15 protein-coding genes and 1 tRNA gene are annotated in these 15,929 nt (G+C 63.3%); 8 read left to right on the top strand and 8 right to left on the bottom strand.

What is annotated here, in order from left to right; translation table 11 throughout:
* Nucleotides 1–16: 16 nt before the first annotated feature.
* Together gltA and gltX are read right to left on the bottom strand one after the other, a co-directional pair.
* Nucleotides 17–1,297, bottom strand: coding sequence for a citrate synthase (gene gltA / locus ACW17U_RS07960; protein WP_062146418.1), 1,281 nt, complete (start codon nucleotides 1,295–1,297; stop codon nucleotides 17–19).
* 66 nt (nucleotides 1,298–1,363) lie between these two features.
* Complete coding sequence (gene gltX, locus ACW17U_RS07955) at nucleotides 1,364–2,785, bottom strand: glutamate--tRNA ligase (protein WP_492055478.1); 1,422 nt, start codon at nucleotides 2,783–2,785, stop codon at nucleotides 1,364–1,366.
* 115 nt (nucleotides 2,786–2,900) lie between these two features.
* Between gltX and ACW17U_RS07950 the strand changes: the two genes are divergently transcribed.
* Nucleotides 2,901–4,970, top strand: a complete 2,070-nt coding sequence (locus tag ACW17U_RS07950; RefSeq protein WP_492055709.1) for a ComEC/Rec2 family competence protein — start codon at nucleotides 2,901–2,903, stop codon at nucleotides 4,968–4,970.
* Between the two features lie 119 nt (nucleotides 4,971–5,089).
* On the opposite strand, the gene ACW17U_RS07945 is transcribed toward ACW17U_RS07950, so the two are convergent.
* Complete coding sequence (locus ACW17U_RS07945; protein WP_492055477.1) at nucleotides 5,090–5,728, bottom strand: DsbA family oxidoreductase; 639 nt, start codon at nucleotides 5,726–5,728, stop codon at nucleotides 5,090–5,092.
* Between the two features lie 8 nt (nucleotides 5,729–5,736).
* Entirely contained in the window at nucleotides 5,737–7,062 is a 1,326-nt protein-coding gene (locus tag ACW17U_RS07940) for a diguanylate cyclase domain-containing protein (RefSeq protein WP_062146424.1), read from the bottom strand.
* Nucleotides 7,063–7,333: 271 nt separating this feature from the next.
* Here ACW17U_RS07940 and ACW17U_RS07935 point away from each other — a divergent pair, with 271 nt between their 5' ends.
* Together ACW17U_RS07935 and ACW17U_RS07930 are read left to right on the top strand one after the other, a co-directional pair.
* Nucleotides 7,334–8,464, top strand: coding sequence for a CaiB/BaiF CoA transferase family protein (locus ACW17U_RS07935; protein ID WP_062146426.1), 1,131 nt, complete (start codon nucleotides 7,334–7,336; stop codon nucleotides 8,462–8,464).
* A 187-nt stretch (nucleotides 8,465–8,651) separates the two neighbouring features.
* Nucleotides 8,652–9,629 carry a YihY/virulence factor BrkB family protein gene (locus tag ACW17U_RS07930; protein WP_492055476.1) on the top strand — a complete coding sequence of 326 codons (978 nt, stop codon included), beginning with the start codon at nucleotides 8,652–8,654 and terminating at the stop codon, nucleotides 9,627–9,629.
* Here ACW17U_RS07930 and ACW17U_RS07925 read toward each other — a convergent pair.
* From ACW17U_RS07925 to ACW17U_RS07910, 4 genes are all read right to left on the bottom strand, one after another.
* Nucleotides 9,601–9,834, bottom strand: coding sequence for a sulfurtransferase TusA family protein (locus ACW17U_RS07925; RefSeq protein WP_492055475.1), 234 nt, complete (start codon nucleotides 9,832–9,834; stop codon nucleotides 9,601–9,603). The two genes, ACW17U_RS07930 and ACW17U_RS07925, sit on opposite strands and share 29 nt — an antisense overlap.
* Nucleotides 9,827–10,567: a pseudouridine synthase gene (locus tag ACW17U_RS07920; RefSeq protein ID WP_492055474.1), complete on the bottom strand. Its 741-nt coding sequence runs from the start codon at nucleotides 10,565–10,567 to the stop codon at nucleotides 9,827–9,829. Before ACW17U_RS07920 ends, ACW17U_RS07925 begins: the two co-directional genes overlap by 8 nt.
* On the bottom strand, nucleotides 10,564–11,475 hold the full coding sequence (locus ACW17U_RS07915) for a class I SAM-dependent methyltransferase (RefSeq protein ID WP_492055473.1): 912 nt from the start codon (nucleotides 11,473–11,475) through the stop codon (nucleotides 10,564–10,566). The genes ACW17U_RS07920 and ACW17U_RS07915 overlap by 4 nt, the downstream gene beginning before the upstream one ends.
* A gap of 59 nt (nucleotides 11,476–11,534) precedes the next feature.
* Nucleotides 11,535–11,624: transfer RNA gene (locus ACW17U_RS07910), tRNA-Ser, on the bottom strand.
* 104 nt (nucleotides 11,625–11,728) lie between these two features.
* On the opposite strand from ACW17U_RS07910, the gene ACW17U_RS07905 reads away from it, so the two are divergent.
* From ACW17U_RS07905 to ACW17U_RS07885, 5 genes are read left to right on the top strand one after another with little or no spacing between them, the layout of a single operon-like run.
* Nucleotides 11,729–12,643: a septal ring lytic transglycosylase RlpA family protein gene (locus ACW17U_RS07905; protein WP_492055472.1), complete on the top strand. Its 915-nt coding sequence runs from the start codon at nucleotides 11,729–11,731 to the stop codon at nucleotides 12,641–12,643.
* A gap of 54 nt (nucleotides 12,644–12,697) precedes the next feature.
* A complete protein-coding gene (tmk, locus tag ACW17U_RS07900; protein ID WP_492055471.1) occupies nucleotides 12,698–13,324 on the top strand; it encodes a dTMP kinase in 627 nt (208 codons plus the stop codon).
* Nucleotide 13,325: 1 nt separating this feature from the next.
* Nucleotides 13,326–14,330, top strand: coding sequence for a DNA polymerase III subunit delta' (locus ACW17U_RS07895; protein WP_492055470.1), 1,005 nt, complete (start codon nucleotides 13,326–13,328; stop codon nucleotides 14,328–14,330).
* Entirely contained in the window at nucleotides 14,327–15,115 is a 789-nt protein-coding gene (locus tag ACW17U_RS07890) for a TatD family hydrolase (RefSeq protein ID WP_062146439.1), read from the top strand. Before ACW17U_RS07895 ends, ACW17U_RS07890 begins: the two co-directional genes overlap by 4 nt.
* Entirely contained in the window at nucleotides 15,112–15,918 is an 807-nt protein-coding gene (locus ACW17U_RS07885) for an MBL fold metallo-hydrolase (RefSeq protein WP_492055469.1), read from the top strand. The genes ACW17U_RS07890 and ACW17U_RS07885 overlap by 4 nt, the downstream gene beginning before the upstream one ends.
* Nucleotides 15,919–15,929: the final 11 nt, after the last annotated feature.

The following is a 15,929-nucleotide window of genomic DNA, read 5'->3' as shown; positions in this document are numbered from 1 at the left end:
ACAGGCGATGGAAACCTTAGCCGCGCTGGTCCAGCGGCTTGTAGTCGCGCTGCGTCGCGCCCGTATAGAGCTGGCGCGGACGACCGATCTTGCGCGAGGGATCCTCGAACATTTCCTTCCACTGGCTGATCCAGCCCACGGTCCGGGCCAGGGCGAACAGCACGGTGAACATGTTGGTCGGGAAGCCCATCGCCCGCAGGGTGATGCCCGAATAGAAGTCGATGTTGGGATAGAGCTTGCGTTCGATGAAGTAGGGATCGCTGAGGGCGATCTTTTCCAGCTCCATGGCCACTTCGAGCAGCGGGTCATTGATGCCCAGCTGACCCAGCACTTCGTGGCAGGTCTTCTGCATGACCTTCGCGCGCGGGTCGAAGTTCTTGTACACGCGGTGGCCGAAGCCCATCAGCTTGTACTTCTTGTCCTTCACGCCCTGCACATAGGCGGGAATGTTCTCGACCGTGCCGATTTCCTCGAGCATTTCGAGGGCTTCCTGGTTGGCACCGCCATGCGACGGGCCCCACAGGCAAGCAATGCCGGCCGCGATACAGGCAAACGGGTGCGCGCCCGACGAGCCGGCCAGGCGAACGGTCGAGGTCGAGGCGTTCTGCTCGTGGTCGGCGTGCAGGATGAAGATGCGGTCCATGGCGCGGGTCAGGACGGGGTTAGGCACCCAGTCTTCGGCCGGCACGGAGAAGCACATGCGCAGGAAGTTTTCCGAATAGGACAGCTCGTTACGTGGCGACACAAACGGACGGCCCACGCTGTACTGGAAGGCACGGGCAGCGATCGTCGGCATCTTGGCGATCAGCCGGTGGGCGCTGATCTCGCGCTGCTTGGGATCATCGACATTCAGGCTGTCTGCATAGAAGGCCGAGAGGGCACCGACGGCACCGGTCATGATCGCCATCGGATGGGCGTCGCGGCGGAAGCCCTGAAAGAAGCTGTCGAACTGGGCGTGCAACATCGTGTGGTAGGTGATGTTGTGCTCGAACTTGGCAAATTCGTCGGCCGAGGGCAGTTCGCCGTTCAGCAGCAGGTGGCAGACCTCAAGAAACGACGACTTCTCGGCCAGCTGGTCGATCGGATAGCCGCGGTGCAGCAAAATGCCGGCGTCACCGTCGATATAGGTGATCTTGCTTTCGCAGGATGCGGTCGAGGTGAAGCCCGGATCGAAAGTGAAGTGGTCGCTGTCGCCGTAGAACTTGCGAACGTCCACGACGTCAGGACCCGTGCTGCCCTTGAGGATCGGCAGGTCGTAGCTCTTTTCGCCGATCGTCAGTGTGGCTTTATCGGTCATGCGGGAACCCCCTTCATCGATGGAACGAGCAGTCCAAGTTTCATTTCGCGAGTGCGTTATAGCGCCTCATGCGCGCTCAGCCAGCGCGTCGTCAAGACGGCCCAGGCTCTCATCTCGACCCAGGGCAGCCATGATCTTGTTCAGGTCGGGAGCCTGTGATCCGCCGGTCAGGATGCCGCGCAGGGACGGGCCGAACTTGCCGAACCCGACGCCTTCGGATTCCGCGAAGGATTTCAACAGACTGCCCAAGGCCTCAACCTCCCAGTCCGGGGTTTGGGCGAGGCGATCCCGCAAGCGGGCCAGCCGCTCGACGGTCTCGGCAACCAGTTGCTTGGTCGTCTTTTCCTCAAGGGCGAACGGACGAATTTTCAGCGCAAATGCGCAATGCTCGGCCAGTTCGAGGATGGTCTTGGCCCCTTCCTTGACCTGGGGCACCACGGCGAGCAGCCGGGTGGCGGCGTCGGCCGGCAAATTCGCGCCCTGAGCGATCAGGGCCTTCAGCACCAGGTCCGCCAGACGCGCATCGTCGGCGAGGCGCAGGTGCTGGCTATTGATGTGATTCAGCTTGGCCCAGTCCAGTCGGGCAGGAGCCTTGACCACATCCTTGACGTCGAACCAGCTGATGGCCTGGGCGTCGTTGAAGACCTCGTCATCGCCATGGCCCCAGCCGAGCCGCGCGAGATAGTTGCGCAGGCCTTCGGGGATGTAGCCCATGTCAGCGAACTCGCCGACGGCCTGAGCCCCGTGGCGCTTGGACAGCTTGGCCCCGTCGGGACCATGGATCAGTGGGATGTGGGCAAACGCCGGCAGATCCCAGTCCATGGCCTGATAGATCAGGGTCTGGCGGGCAGCGTTGTTCAGATGATCATCGCCCCGGATCACGTGGGTGACGCCCATGTCGTGGTCATCGACCACCACGGCGAGGTTGTAGGTCGGGGCTCCGTCGGCGCGCAACAGGACCAGGTCATCCAGGTCGGTATTGCGGAACGTCACCGGACCCTTGACCAGGTCATCGACCAGGGTCTCGCCGTCGGCAGGTCCCTTGAAGCGGATGACGTGCGGCAGGGCAGGATCGCCTGGCTCGGCAGCGTCACGCCAGGGCGAGCGGATGGCATGGCCCTCTGCACGAGCCTTTTCGCGGGCAACCTCTAGCTCCTCGACGCTCATCCAGCAGCGATAGGCCCGGCCACGCTCCAGCAGCTGCTGCACGACCTCGGCGTGACGGGGCGCGCGGGTGTGCTGAAACACCGGTTCTTCGTCCGATGTCAGGCCCAGCCAGTCCAGACCCTCAAAGATCGCTGCGACGGCAGCCTCTGTCGAACGCTCCCGATCTGTATCTTCCACGCGAAGAAGGAACTTCCCACCCGTATGGCGCGCATATAACCAGTTGAACAGCGCCGTGCGCGCCCCGCCGATATGCAGGAAGCCGGTGGGCGAGGGGGCGAAGCGGGTGACCACGCCGCGGTCGGTGGAGGAGGGGTTCGACATCGAACTCAATGCTGACAAGCTTGACGCCGCCGAGACGGCTAGGAGTGCGCGCCTGGGCGCGCCTTGGGCGGGGCGTCTTAGCACGGCGTTTCGCGCATGGCCTAGTCCGTCGACTCTGTTCGGACAGCTTGCCGCAGAGTTCGAGGCCAATCTGAAACGCTGGTTCCTTTGGAGCCCTGTGTGCCTTGGAATGGGGGCTGCAGCCTATCTTGAGGCTCCGATTGAACCGCCGCTTCTCTCATTGGTGATCTTGGCCCTTGGAGGTTGCGCACTTTGGTGGCGGGCGAGGTCGGCCAAGCCCGTCCTCGCTGTGATGGCGGCGCTCCTCGCCTTCGCCTTTGTCGGAGGACTTGCGGCGAAGATCCGCAGCGATGGGGTCTCAACACCGGTCATCGATGGCGAGCGTGCGCCGCGCTGGGTGAAGGGATTTGTTGTTGATGTGGTCAGCCCAGGCGCAGGCGGGCCGAGGTTACTCATCGCTCCGGTTGCGATCAGCGGCTTGGAGCCTCGTGATACGCCGAAAAGAGTCCGCATAACGGTGGACGCCGAACATCTGCCGAGTCCGGGAGAGGCCGTAAGGCTACGCGCCATACTGGGGCCTCCGCCACCGCCTGCGGCTCCCGGTGCATATGATTTCGCCCGCGACGCCTGGTTCAACGGTGTCGGTGCGGTCGGTTTTTCGCTTAGCGGCGTGGACAGGGTTCGTCTCGAGGCAGCGCCGCAGCGGCTCAAAGCGACGATGGCGGTGAATGCTTTCCGATGGCGCCTGGCAGAGCGCATCTACACTCGTATGGGCCCAGCCAGCGGAGGGATCGGAGCGGCCATGGTCACAGGCCATGAAAACTGGATCCCCGCCGAGCAGACCGAGGCCATGCGTGCGTCTGGGTTGGCTCACATTTTGTCGATATCCGGACTGCACATGGCCATTGTTGGAGGCTTTGTATTCGGCGCTGTCAGGCTAGGGATTGCAGCCTGTCCCTGGCTGGCCCTTCGTGCGCCCGGCAAGAAGATTGCAGCAACCGCAGGACTGTTTGCGGTCGCGACCTATTTGGTAATCTCCGGTGCGCCCGCGCCGGCCGAGCGAGCGGCCATCACAGCCAGCGTAGCCTTTGCCGCCATTCTGGCTGATCGTCAGGCTGTCAGTCTCCATGGCCTGGCCTTGGCGGCGCTGATCATTCTCTTGATGCAGCCTGAGGCCGCCGGCGCGCCGGGTTTTCAAATGTCGTTTGCAGCCACGACGGGCCTGATCGCTCTGGCCGAAGGGTGGCCGAGGCCCGCGCGCGAAATCTCGGTCCCATGGCTGATCCGGATCATCCAGGCCGCCATCAATTGGCTGGCCATCAGTATTGGGGCCAGTTTTGTGGCAGGGCTGGCGACTGGCCCTTTCGCCATGCAGCACTTCAATCGCGTCGCGATCTGGGGCCTGCCGGCCAATCTGATGGTGGCTCCGTTGTCCTCCTTCATCATCATGCCCTTTCTGGCGCTCGGCGCAGCGCTCGAGGCCACGGAGTTGGGTCGGCCATTTCTGCAAATCGCGGGATGGGGTGTCGAAGCCATGGTCGCTGTGGCCCGGAAGTTCGAGTCGCTCGGTGGCCAGGTCCTGGTCTCCAGCGCACCGCCATTCACCTTGGCCATCGCTTTCCTCGGCCTGATGCTGCTCTGTCTTTGGCAGGGAAAGGTCCGTTGGGTTGGTGCGCCTCTCGCCCTGGCCGTGGCCCTATGGCCGCGGCCCGAACCGCCAGACATCTGGATCGCGTCGGATGGAGCGACCGCTGCAGTGCGCTTTGAGCAGACAGCCATTCTGCTTCGACCAGACAGTCGGCGGTTCGCTGCGGAACTCTGGGCTCGCCGGCAGGGCCTTACGATTGCCACCACATTTGGATTTGAATGCGCCGCCTATGCTTGCCGACCCAGAAGTGATGCCCCGGGACCCGTTGCACTCTCCTGGAGTCGAAAAGCGCTGGCGGGCGAAGCTCTTGGGGCGCTTTGCTCAGCCGCAGAAGTTGTTGTTCTGCGCGGAAACCTCACGGGACAGATACCGCCCCAATGCGCAGATCGCGTTATCCTGACGGCAGAGGATTTTGCGCGCGGCGGAGCAGCTGAGCTTTATCGACGGCATGATGGCTGGTGGATTGTTTGGGCTCAGCCACTGCGGGGACGGCGTCCCTGGAGTCTTCAGGATTGAAAAAGCCGGCATGCCGCCCGCCCATTTCAGCCTCGCCTTCGGCTGCCTAGCTCGAAAAGACGAGTTACCGCGCTTTGGCGGCCTTTACTGAATGCAAGACCGAGGTCATCTCGCCGGCGCTATTGGCCAAGAGCCTGATCGATGGCCATGGCGATCCGGTCAGGCGTCTCCGCACCAACTACAGCGACCTTGCCGCCAAAAATCACATAGGGCACGCCCGTGACTCCGCCTTGAACGGCAAGAGCGTGCTCGCGCGAGACCGACTGGCTATCGGCTCCTTCCGAAAGCAATTGAAGGACGACGAGCCGTTCCATGCCCGCCGCTTCGGCGATATCCGCAAGGACCAGAGGATCGCCAATATCGCGCCCCTCGGTGAAATAGGCTGCGAACAGCCCTTCGACCACATGATCCTGCACGCCAGCGGTCAAGGCCCAGCGGATAAGCCGATGGGCCGCATTGGTGTTTGGCGATTTCTCGATGACCTCGAAGTTGAAAGTGATCCCGTCCTCAGAGCCACCTTCCATCAAGGCCTGATGCACGGCCTTGAGACTCCCCGGGTCCTTGAACTTCGCGGCCATATAGGCTTTGCGATCGACTCCGTCCTCGGGAAGGGTCGGGTCCAGCTGATAGGGCCGCCAGATCAGCTTGGCGTCGATATCGGGCCTGAGCGCGAGGGCCGCCTTCACGCGCCGCCAACCCAGATAACACCATGGACAAACCACATCGGCGACGACGTCCACGATCATCGTTTGGCTCATGGCGGATCTCAGCTGGCTTCGCGCTGCAGGGCAAGTGCCGCCGCCCGCTCGAGAGCCTTCACGGCACCTTCTCCGGCCTCGATCTGGGAGACGCCGATATCGAACTCACACACGAAGGGAGGCCGATCCTCGCCGGCGTCAAAGGCTGTGCAGCCAATCACCGCTGCAATGCGCTCTGCCGCAGCGCGGGCTGCATTCAGATTGGTCGCCGGGAGGGCAAGCGCGAACACCTCCGGCGCAAGTCGCGCTGCGGTATCTTCCACCCGGACCAGGCGGCCGACCATCGAACCGATCTGCGGAATGGCCCGATCCAGCCAACCGTTCTGCCGCGCCCACAGGGTATCGGGCTTGTCAGCGACCCGGAGCACGCAGATCGACAGAGGCCGCGACCGTTCCCGTGCCGCCGCAGTCAGGCGCGCCAGGTGGGCGGCAAAAAGATCCCGCGTAAAGAGTCCGGTCGCGGCATCCATCAGACCCGAGCTGCGGGCCTTCTCGAGAGCGCCTCGGATGGACTCTCCGCGGCGGTAATTGCGCGCGAGTTCAATCACCCGCCTTGCGGTTTCGACCTCGGGCGTCTCTGGCGATGCGACATCGGATACACCCCGATGGAAGGCCTCGGACATGGTCACATAGCTCTCGGCCTGCAGATACAGCATGGCCGGAATATGGAAGAGCCGAGTGTTGCGGCGCATGCCTGCGGCGATCGACAGCGCTTCTTGCTGATTGTCTCCCGCCCACAGGACAACGGAGTCGAAGGCGCGCTCATGCAGATAGTCAAAGGCCGTATAGGCGGTGAAGGCCCCCACCACTTCGGCACCGCTGCGTTTCAGGGCATTGGATAGGGCCAGAAACTGCGGAGCCGGCTCACCCACGGCAAGGATGCGGAAAGGCGAGGGTTGCGGTTCCGGCAAATCCATCCGGCGACCCCGGTCGCCAAAGGTTTCAAGCCGCAGCTCGAATTCCTCTTCAGCGACCGCTGTCCTGACAAGGGATTCCAGACGCAGGGCTGCCTGGGAAGGATGCAGGGGCGGGGAGAGGGTTAGATCAAAGGCCTGGCTCGACTGTCCGCCATCGAGCTCGCCAATGGCGATCACGGGCAAACGACGGGGCGAGACGGCAGCCTTCAGGCGCCTGGCAAGCGACTGGGTGTCCGGTCCAGCGCTGGCGAGATCAACAATCACGGCCTCGATCGGCAAATCACCCAATGCGGCCAAGGCGGCATAGGGCCCGCGCGCCGTAATGGTCCGCCAGCCAAGCCGGTCAAGACCTTCCGCAAGGGGGCCTGCGCGCAGATCGTCACGCGCCACGATCAGAATTCGGGCGTCAACCGCCACACTCTACCTCCGCCCGAAATCCCGCCGAACGCCGGTCGCATTCGACCGTCGGGATTCGACGGTGCAACATAGCAGAGGCGTTCAGAGGGGATAGGGACGCAACGTCGCGGTCGGGCCAGCAAATTGCATTCGACGCATCGCCAAGCGCGAATTGAACCCGAATTGCCCCGAGGATGCGCCGTCTTCTCCAAATCCTGCGCTTGCATGACCGAGGGTCAGCATCGTTCTAGTCCTGTCCGTCGTTTTACATCGCGCCGTTGAGGAGACCACCATGGGCCAGGGGCCACTTTCCGGACTGAAGATTGTCGAGTTTGCCGGCATTGGACCGGGTCCCTTTTGCGGCATGCTCCTGTCTGACCTGGGAGCCGACGTTGTCAGGATCGATCGGAAAGGCCAGGGCCGGGGTGGTTCACCCGCCGACGTTACGGCGCGGGGGCGCCGTTCAGTGGCCCTGGATCTCAAGCAGCCTGAGTCCATCGAAGCCTGCCTGACCCTGCTTGAAGGCGCAGACGGGCTGATCGAAGGCTTTCGGCCCGGCGTTATGGAACGCCTGGGCCTGGGCCCCGATGTCGCCCTGGCCCGCAACCCCAAGCTTGTCTATGGCCGGATGACGGGCTGGGGACAGTTCGGGCCTTATGCCAAGGCGGCCGGCCACGACATGAACTACATCGCCATTACGGGCGCTCTGGATGCCATTGGCACGACGGACAAGCCCGTCCCGCCCTTGAATCTGGTCGGTGATTTCGGAGGCGGTGCGCTCTATCTGGCCTTCGGTCTTCTGGCCGGCATCATCCATGCGCGGTCGAGCGGCGAGGGCCAGGTCATCGACTGCGCGATGAGCGATGGTGCCGCCTCCTTGATGGCCATGTTCTATGGGTTCAAGGCCGGCGGCATGTGGAGTGACGGCCGTCGCGCCAACCTGCTCGATGGCGGTGCGCATTTCTATGACACCTATCAGTGCAGCGATGGCGGCTGGATTTCGATTGGGTCGATCGAACCACAGTTCTATCTGCTGCTGCTGGAAAAGACGGGCATCACCGATCCCCAGTTCCAGCATCAGATGAGCCGTGATGAGTGGCCGGAATTGCGTGACAAGCTCGCTGCGGTCATTCGCACCAAGACCCGGGATGAATGGTGCGAGCTAATGGACGGTACGGATGTTTGCTTCGCGCCCGTCCTGTCGATGGAAGAAGCACCCCGACATGCCCACAATTCAGCGCGGGAAACCTTTGTCGAAGTTGCGGGCGTAATCCAGCCCGCACCGGCCCCGCGTTTCTCAGCCACACCCGGCAAGATCCAGGGGCCGCCCCCCAAGGTGGGCGGCGACAATGAAACGGCTCTGCGGGATTGGGGCTTCACGGTCGAGGCTATTGACGCCCTGAAGGCCAAGGGGGCGCTCTGAAAGTTGACGCTGAACGGACTCGCGCCGTTCAGCGTCGGTTCAGGCAGCGCCTCCTAGCCTGGCGATGTTCCGGGCGCTGCGCCATTCCGTCCCTCGATGCGGCATCCGGTTTCAGGCCCGTCCTGCGGAGACGCGTCGCCTTTCCCTGAGGCGGCGCGTCTCTGTCCGTTAGGGCCTGGGGTTGCGCATGGCGGTGAGCGCGGGCAGGTTCCGGCCGATGCAAGACCCCAAACCCATCCGTTGGCGCGACCTGGACCTTGATCCGATCCATTGGGCGCGGGAGGTACTTCGCGTCCTCGGTCTGGCGCTGTCGCGGATCTGGGGACGCGACGTCATGCTCTATGTCGGCGGGGTTTCCTTCTTCGCCCTGCTGGCCGTTTTCCCGGCGCTGGCGATCATCATCGGGATCTACAGCCTGTTGCTAACGCCAGCCGTGGCGGCCGCTCAGGCTGAAAACCTTGCGCAGTTGATGCCCGAGGGTGCCAGGTCCCTGTTTCAAAGCGAGCTGACACGCCTGGCCCATGCCCCCGAACAGGCCGTTTCGGCCCAGAGCGCGGTCGCCCTCGTCATCGGTGCCTATGCCGCTCACAGAGGCTTTAAGGCCCTATTGGCCGGCCTCTCCTTCATCCACGATGAGGAGGACCAGAGGGGCTTTGTGGGCTTCAATCTGATGGCCCTGATCGTCCTGATCGCCGCCTTTGGGCTGCTGTTTATGATGTCCGGCATTTTCCTGATCTTGCGGCTGCTGAGCAGCGCGTTGCACTTGCGACCCTTGGAAGGCGTGCCATGGGTCCAGAGCGAGTGGACATGGGCCAGTCTGGGTGTGGTGATCGGGATGACCCTGATCTATCGCTACGCCATGTCTCGAGCGCCCGTCGGCTGGCGAGCCTCGACAGCAGGCGGCGTCGCCGCAGCCATCCTCTGTCTTTGCATGTCGTCAGCCAGCGCCTTCTATGTCGACAAGGTGGCCCAGCTTGGTGCCACCTACGGTTCGATTTCAGCGGTCATCATCTTTCTGATCTGGCTGTCCTGGAGCGTGAACGCCATTTTCCTTGGCGGGGCCTTGGCAACAGAGGTTGAGATTGCCCTTGATGAGCGCCCACGGGCCCTCGTCGAGGGTCCACGCGCTATCCCGCTCAAGGTGCCTTCGTCACCAGAAAGCTGATCGATCCGCCATCTCCGTCCGTTATCGAGTCCACCGTGGCACCAGTACTTGAAGCAAAGTGCGGGACATCGATCCGGGCCATTGGATCATCTGCAATCAAATGGATCTGACCGCCCGGCGGTGCAGTCTCCAGGGCCCGGCGCAGCTTAAGGGTCGGCACCGGACAACGGTGACCTCTCGCGTCGACAAGGGTCGGGCTAGCCATCGACAAAGACCGCTTCGGCTTCGAGTTCGGACAGGATCCGGAACTGACCGGGCTCAAGATCATCAGGCAGATTCACGCCGCCGATCCGCTCCCGATGGAGGGCCAGGACATGATTGCCGGCCGCGGCGAACATCCTTCTGACCTGATGGTATCGACCCTCAGTCACCGTCAGACGGGCGCGATGAGCATCCAGCGGAACCAGCTCGGCGGGCAGAAGTGGCTTTTCTTCGCCCTCCAGCATCAATGTGCCGGAAGAAAACAGCGGACCTTCCAGGCCCGAGAGCGGCCGATCGAGGGTCGCCAGATAAGTCTTCGGGACATGGCGTTTGGGCGAAATGACCCGGTGCAGGTAGTCGCCGTCATCGGTGATCAGGATGAGGCCAGAGGTGTCCTTGTCCAGGCGCCCGACCGTCGAAAGTCCCGGGTCACGGATCCGCCAGCGACGGGGCAGCAGATCATAGATCCGCTCGCCATCTTCCTTGTGGGAACAGACGACGCCCAGGGGCTTGTGCATCAACACGACAAGCGGGGCAGGCGGATCAACCGGCGCGCCCTTGATGGTCATGCGTCCGGGCAAGTCAGGGGTGACCGCAACCTTTGTCCCGACATCCTTCAGGATCTTGCCGTCCAGGACGACCCTGCCGCTGGCGATCAGGGCCTGAACGTCCTTGCGGCTGCCATAGCCGAGATTGGCCAGCAGCCTGTCCAGCCGGGCCATCAAGGCCTTGGTCACCTGCGCGCCTCGAAGACCTTGTAGCCGTTCGTCTCTCCGGCCAGGCGCACCTGTGTGAAGTGCTCCTTCAGGATCGCCTCGTAGGGCAGATGGCGGTTGGCCACCAGCCAAAGATCGCCGCCTTTGCGCAGGCATGCGGCCGCGGTCTTGATGAAAGCCTGACCCAGGGATCTGTCCTCGCCGCCGGTCTCATGGAACGGTGGGTTGGTGACGATGAAATCGAGCTTTTCCATCCGGCCGCCGGCCTGACGGACATCGTCCCAGAGGAACTCGGCGCGAGGGTCGTCGATGTTGCGGCAGGCTGCATCCACAGCTCGCCGATCGAGATCAACCAGGGTCAGCTTCGTTACTTTCGGGGAGGTCAGAACGCTGCGCGACAGCCAGCCTATGCCGCATCCAAAGTCTGCTCCTGCCCCGGAAAGCGGTGGCAGGGTCTTCTGAAGCAGGGCCGTGCCGGGGTCCAGTCGGTCCCAACTGAAGACACCTGGCTGGGTCCAGAGTTCGTCCACGGCGCGGCGCGGTGACCCGGCTTCGATCGCGACTTCCAGACCCTCGGTCACTGCGGGGCGAAGCGCGACACAGATCCGATGGTGCTTCTTGGAACTTTCGCCAACCACGCAGCCGAAAGCCTCAAGTTCCTTTTTCAGTCGCAGACCGCCCCGGTCCTTCGGGCCAAAGACCGTCAGTCGGCCTTCCAGACTCAGCGTCCGAAGAGCCTGCGCAAGGACATAGCGGCGCTCGACAACGCCGGCCGGCGCACGCACTGCAAAGGCCTCAAGCGATTGGTCCGGGATGGAGGCCAAGTCGGTAGCGCCAACCACCAGCGGGGATACCTGAATCGCGTCGGCCGCGACTGGTGCCAGATCATGATCGGCCAGGCCGTAGTACGCGGTGCGGGGTGCTGACATCGGTATCCTGGAAGCCCGCCGCACCGGCTTATGGTTGGCCGGCGCGGCGGAGAACGGGGTGGCGGACAGAGTGGGATTCGAACCCACGGTAGACTTTCACCTACGGCGGTTTTCAAGACCGCTGCCTTAAACCACTCGGCCATCTGTCCGGAGCGGCGGCTATATCAGTGCGTCTTCGCCTTAACCAGACTTCAAAACAACTGGGGCATGCTGAAAATTCGGAAGGGCTCGCCCGCGTCAGAAAGACGTCAGCATGGTAATGGATCGGCTCCTTTGGCGCGGACTGCGCACTGTGGGCATGGTGGCCCTGGCTGCCGCAAGCCTCGCGGCATGCGCCACGCCCAAACCCAGGCTCGAGACAAGGGTCAGTCCCGACTACCGTGGCTCGGCAGCGCCCCGCGGCCCCATGACCGGACCTTCTGGACAGCCCCTGAGGGGAACGGAAAAGCCGTATCAGATCAAAGGTGTATGGTATTATCCCAAGGCCGATCCCGACTATGATGAAAAGGGCATTGGCTCCTGGTACGGTGAGCAGTTTCACAATCGGAAGACAGCCAACGGCGAGATATTCGACATGGACGCCGTCTCGGCGGCCCATAAGACCTTGCCCTTGCCCAGCCTGGTCGAAGTGACAAATCTCGACAACGGCCGCAAAATGATCATCCGGGTCAATGATCGCGGTCCTTTTGTCGGTGACCGTGTGATCGACCTTTCCAGAGCGGCAGCTGATCAGCTGGGCTATCGCCGTCAGGGCATTGCACGCGTGCGGGTGCGTTATGTCGGCCCGGCTCCCAAGTCAGCCTTTGACGGGCGGCAATACGCCCAAACACCCGTTTCCCCACCCCAACCTCCCTTGCGCCAGCCTGTGAGGGAAGACGCTGAACCTGTCTGGCCAGCCGAGCCGCCGCCGGTCAGGACCCAGATCATTCCGCCACGTCAAAGCGCCTTCAAGGTTCAGGCTGGTGCCTTTTCCAGCCGGGAGAATGCCGAGCGCGCCGTTGCACAACTGCAGTCTGCGGGTTCGGCCACGATCGAACGGCTCGAAAGGAACAGCGGAACCCTTTATCGCGTAACCGTTTCTGCCGGCGAGGATGAAGCCCAGGCCTGGACGCTGCGAGATCGCGTGGTAGCTCTGGGGTATTCCGGGGCGACAGTGCTGCGCCCCTGATTCCTTTATCAAAGGCCACTGGACAAGCTCTGCGTTCCGGTCGAATTGAGACCCGTGGCACGCGGAACATTCATCAGTTTTGAAGGCGGGGAGGGGGCAGGCAAGTCGACCCAGATCCGTCGTCTTGCCGACCGGCTGCAATCCGGCGGGTCCGATATCGTCCTGACGCGTGAACCTGGCGGAAGCCCTGGTGCGGAGACGATTCGGGATCTGCTGGTCAATGGCGAAGCGGACCGATGGTCGCCGGTCACTGAAACCCTGCTGATGTACGCGGCACGGCGCGATCACCTCGAAAGGGTGATCCGTCCAGCCCTGGAACGCGGTGCAGTGGTCCTGTGCGACAGGTTCTCCGACTCGACCCGGGCCTATCAGGGCGCAGGAGGGGATGCTCCGGCGGCCCTGATCGCGGCGCTCGAGGAGCATGTCCTTGGCGATTCGGTTCCGGACCTGACCCTGATCTTCGACCTTCCCCCGGCCGTCGGCCTGGCCCGTGCCGCCGCGCGGGGCGGAGCCGCACGATTCGAGTCCAAGGGTCTTGAGTTCCATGAGCGACTGCGGGCCGGATTCATGGCCATCGCCCAGGGGGAACCAAAGCGTTGTGCGCTGATCGACGCCAACGCCACGCCCGACCAGGTTTCTGAAGCCGTCTGGACCGTCGTATCGACCAGGCTGGCCCTTTGAGATGGAGCCGCCTCCGCATCCTCGCGAGGTTTATGCGCTTGAAGGCCTGATTGCCGCTGAGTCTGCGTTCCTTGACGCCCTTGGCCGTGGCCGTCTGCATCATGCCTGGCTACTGGCCGGACCCGAGGGCGTAGGCAAGGCAACTCTGGCCTACCGCATGGCGCGCCGCCTTCTCGGTGCGGCTCATGATCCAGCCTTTGGCCTTTTGGGTGCCGCCCCAACTGATGTCACCAGCCGCCAGGTCGCTGCCCGGTCGCATCCGGACCTGATGGTCCTGGAGCGCGCCACGGATGACGCCAAGACGCGAAAATCGATCCCGGTCGACGAGGCCCGACGGCTACCGGAATTCTTCGCCAATTCGCCGGCGGTATCGCCCTATCGCGTCGCAATCATCGACGCGGCTGACGACCTGAACGTCAATGCCGCCAATGCCGTGCTCAAGACGCTTGAGGAGCCACCCGCCCGCGGCGTGATCTTGCTGATCAGCCACGCGCCTGGAAAGCTCCTGCCCACCATTCGTTCGCGTTGTCGCAGGTTAATGGTTCCTGCGCCGGGCGTCGAGGCCGCAACCAGAATGGTCAGCCAGCGTGGCGGCCTGGCTCACCAGGAGGCTGAACGCCTGGCTCGCATGGCCCACGGCGCGCCGGGCAGGGCACTCCAACTGGCCTCATCAGGGGCCCTGGCCGTGGATGACGCCGCCAGCGAGATTCTGCGAAACCTGCCCGCCATCGATGAAGGGGCGCTTCTTGCCCTGGCCGACAGCTTTCGCGGCAGCGAGGGTGCCGCCCGGTTTGAATTGCTGCTGGAACGACTGGCCGATCAGATCCACGCCATGGCCACGCGCCTCGCGGCAACCGGTTCCTCGTCTGCCCTGGACCGCTGGGCATCGGTCTGGGACCGTCTGGTGCGCTGGCCGGGCGAAGCCGAGGCCATCAACCTGGATCGCGCGGATGTGTTCTGGAGCGTGATCTCGGACTTGCGTGCCGCCGCCAAGACGGCGATGTGAGCGCCATGCTCATAGACAGCCACGTCAATCTCCACGCGCACCAGTATGATGAAGACCGCGACGCCGTGATTGCCCGCGCCCGAGAGGCGGGCATCGGTCTGATGGTCACCATCTGCGACAAGGTTTCATCCTTCGAGGCCGTCCATGCCATTGCCATGGCCGAGCCGGACATCTGGTGCACGGTGGGTACCCATCCGCACGAAGCCAAAGAGAACCCGGACCTTTCGGTCGAGGCCCTCGTGGCCCTCGCCGACCGCCCCCGCGTGATAGGCATCGGCGAGTGCGGCCTGGATTTTCACTACGACTTTTCGCCCCGCGACATTCAGGCGCGTGTTTTCCGAGCTCATATCGCGGCTGCCCGCCAGACGGGTCTGCCCCTTGTCGTCCACACTCGCGAAGCGGATCCGCTGATGGCTGAGATCCTCGAAGAGGAACACCAGCGTGGGGCCTTCAAGTTGCTGATGCACTGCTACACGAGCGGTGCCGAGCTGGCAGCGCGGGCGGCCGCCCTGGGAGCCTGGTTTTCGGTCTCAGGGATCGCGACTTTCAAAGCGGCCGAAGATGTCCGGGCGATCATTCGCGACATGCCGGCCGACAGGATCATTGTCGAAACCGATTGCCCGTATCTGGCACCTGTGCCGATGCGCGGCCGACGCAATGAACCAGCCTATCTGCCCCACATTGTGGACAAACTCGGCGAGATTCGAGGTTGGACGCGCTCTGAGGCCGAAGCCCGCACAGAGGATGCGTTTTTTGCGCTGTTCGACCGGATACCGCGTCCGTGAACGGAGCCCTGGAATTCACGATCCTGGGTTCCGGCTCTTCAGGCGGCGTTCCACGGGCCGATGGCGACTGGGGCGACTGCGATCCCGCCGATCCGCGGAACCTGCGGACCCGGTGTTCCTTGCTGGTCCGACGCAAAGGGGAGGGCGGGCCCAAGGCCGAGACCACCATCGTTGTCGACACGTCACCTGACTTCCGTCTGCAAGCCGTGGCTGCTGGGGCCAGGCGGATCGACGCCGCGGTGTTCACGCACGACCATGCCGATCAAGCCCACGGCATTGATGACCTGAGGCCATTCTTCCTCAATCAGCGCCATAAGATCCCTGCCTTTATGGACGAGGCCACTCGCGTTGGGCTCACACACCGGTTCGACTATGTGTTCACGACGCAGGGCGGCTATCCGGCGATTTGCGAGCCGCGGCCCATTCCCCCTCACGGCGAGCCTTGGGCGATCACAGGGCCAAGCGGTGACATCCCGGTCCTGAGCTTCGACCTGGATCACGGCAACATCCGCTCCGTCGGCTATCGCTTTGACAAGGTGGCCTATACGCCCGATGTCGTTGGCATTCCGGAGGACAGTTGGCCTGCCCTGATGGGGTTGGATGTCTGGATCGTCGATGCCCTGCGCTGGACACCCCATCCGACCCACGCCCATGTTGAACGGACGCTGGAATGGATTGCCCGGGCCAAGCCGCGGCGCGCCATTCTAACGAACCTCCATATTGACCTGGATTTCAAGGCCTTATCGGAAAAACTTCCGGCTGACGTCTTTCCTGCATTTGATGGCTTACGCTTCTCGATCTAGCGGTTGCGGCC

The sequence above is a fragment of the Caulobacter sp. AVps16 genome (assembly GCF_058681455.1).
This window is presented reverse-complemented; position numbering and strand designations above follow the sequence as displayed.